The sequence below is a fragment of the Deltaproteobacteria bacterium genome (assembly GCA_012522415.1).
Taxonomy (GTDB): Bacteria; Desulfobacterota; Syntrophia; order Syntrophales; family JAAYKM01; genus JAAYKM01.
This window is the reverse complement of sequence record JAAYKM010000127.1, coordinates 1-1,754: the sequence shown is the minus strand read 5'-3', so window position 1 is coordinate 1,754 and position 1,754 is coordinate 1. Positions and strand designations below refer to the sequence as shown.

Here is a 1,754-nt window from a genome sequence, read left to right as displayed (position 1 = left end):
CGAAAACCCAAGATCCGAAAGGAATTCAGCGATCAGATCCTGTGCATTTTGCCCCGCAACGGCATCACTGGACGGCAGCTCGCAAGCCACCAGGTTCCGAAGAAATTCCAGCATTTCCCCTCTGTTGCTTTCGATGAATCGATCAAAATCCGCCTGTGCCATTTCCCGTTCCTTTCCGTTCCCGATCCTTTGGTGACCTTCTCACTTACGTTATTTTGTATTCGTCTTATCATATCATAGGAGTATGCCCAATCGCTCCGGAAATTTTGCCGGGAGGCCGTTTCATGAAAGAACAAAGCACAAAGACCATTTATTTCGCCTTTATCTGGCACGCCACCTTTTTGGCGCTCACCCTGTCCATGCTGGACTACAACACGGTGTTTCCGGCCCTGGTCTCGGCGCTTACGGAATCCAAAATCGTCTTCGGGATCCTGTATTCCATCATGATCGGCGCCCCGCTGATCTTCAACCTGGCCTTTAGCCACTATCTAAAAAAGCGTCCCAACAAGAAAAAATTCCTGCTCCTGGGCATTCAGCTCCGAGCCGCAGCGTTTCTTGGCATGGCGATTTTCACATACAAGTTCGGCGCCGACGAGCCCCGGTTCGTGGGCGCCAGTTTCTTTGTGTGGATCTTTCTTTTTTCGGCAAGCGGAGGCTTCGCAGGCATTTCCTACGCAGAGATCATCGGGAAACTGCTGTCCTCACGGGAGCGGACCCGTCTGTACGCTATCAAACAGTTTTTCTCCAGCATCGCCGCCTTCGCCGGCGGCCTGATCATCAGCCGGATCTTCTCTTTTTCGGCCCTTGAATTCCCCGCAAACTACAGCCTGACCCTTCTGATCGGATTTTTGGGCCTTACCGTAGCCTCTCTGGGATTCTACGCCATCCGGGAACCCGAAGAAGACAAACCCGCGGAAGGTTCCCTGAGCTTTCTGGATTATCTGAAAAAAGTGCCGGAATATCTCAAGAATGACAAGACGCTCCGCCGGTTCATCCTCGTGGAAAATATGACCAGCTTCAGCGTCATGATCCTTCCGTTCTACATGATCTTTGCCATCGATACCCTGGGTGTCGACAGCGGCTATATCGGATGGTATCTCCTGTTTCAGATCACCGGCGGCATTCTTTCCAATATCGTGTGGACCTATATCGCCAGCCGCTATGATTCCCGCCGGATCATCAAGACCTGTATCTTTGTGGGCGGGACCGTTCCACTGATCGCCCTGGCCTTGAGCCGGCTGGGCCCGGAAGCCTTTTCCTTTGTCTTCCTTCTGACAGGCTTTATCCAAAGCGGCCGCCGCATCGGATTCGAACCCTACATCCTGGATATCGCGCCCACGGCACACCGGACCGAATACCTGGGCATCCGCGGATCGATGAACATCGGCGCCGTGCTGCTGCCCATCGCCGGAGGCGCCGTGATCCAGACTCTGGGCTATACGTTCACCTTTGTCATCGTCACCGTTATCATGTTCACAGCGGGGCTGATGCTGGGAAAACCGGCGCCGTCAAGCGAAGCGTGACCCGGCAGGAAACAGAATTCAAAGGAATAGGAAACTGCGCTACAACCATACCATCATGATCAGGGGCGTGGCGACGCACACGACGATGATTTCCAAAGGAAGCCCCATTTTCCCCATACGAAAAAAATCAGCATGACGGCGATCAATGAAAATATCAAGTACTGTTCGGAATTCATATCAGTTCACTCCAAAGTTTTTAAGACCGGTCCCATGGATACTATCCTCTGTTTT

2 protein-coding genes are annotated in these 1,754 nt (G+C 52.6%); one reads left to right on the top strand and one right to left on the bottom strand.

Going from position 1 to position 1,754, the window contains the following annotated elements:
- Window positions 1-162 (bottom strand): hypothetical protein (locus tag GX147_09965; protein NLN60997.1); only part of this gene is annotated, 162 nt, incomplete at its 3' end.
- Window positions 163-284: 122 nt separating this feature from the next.
- Between GX147_09965 and GX147_09960 the strand changes: the two genes are divergently transcribed.
- A complete protein-coding gene (locus tag GX147_09960) occupies window positions 285-1,523 on the top strand; it encodes an MFS transporter (protein ID NLN60996.1) in 1,239 nt (412 codons plus the stop codon).
- Window positions 1,524-1,754 lie beyond the last annotated feature (231 nt).

What these genes read in the sequence shown, in the direction of transcription:
- GX147_09960 (NLN60996.1), top strand. Translation starts at nt 285, where the DNA reads ATGAAAGAACAAAGCACAAAGACCATTTATTTCGCCTTTATCTGGCAC.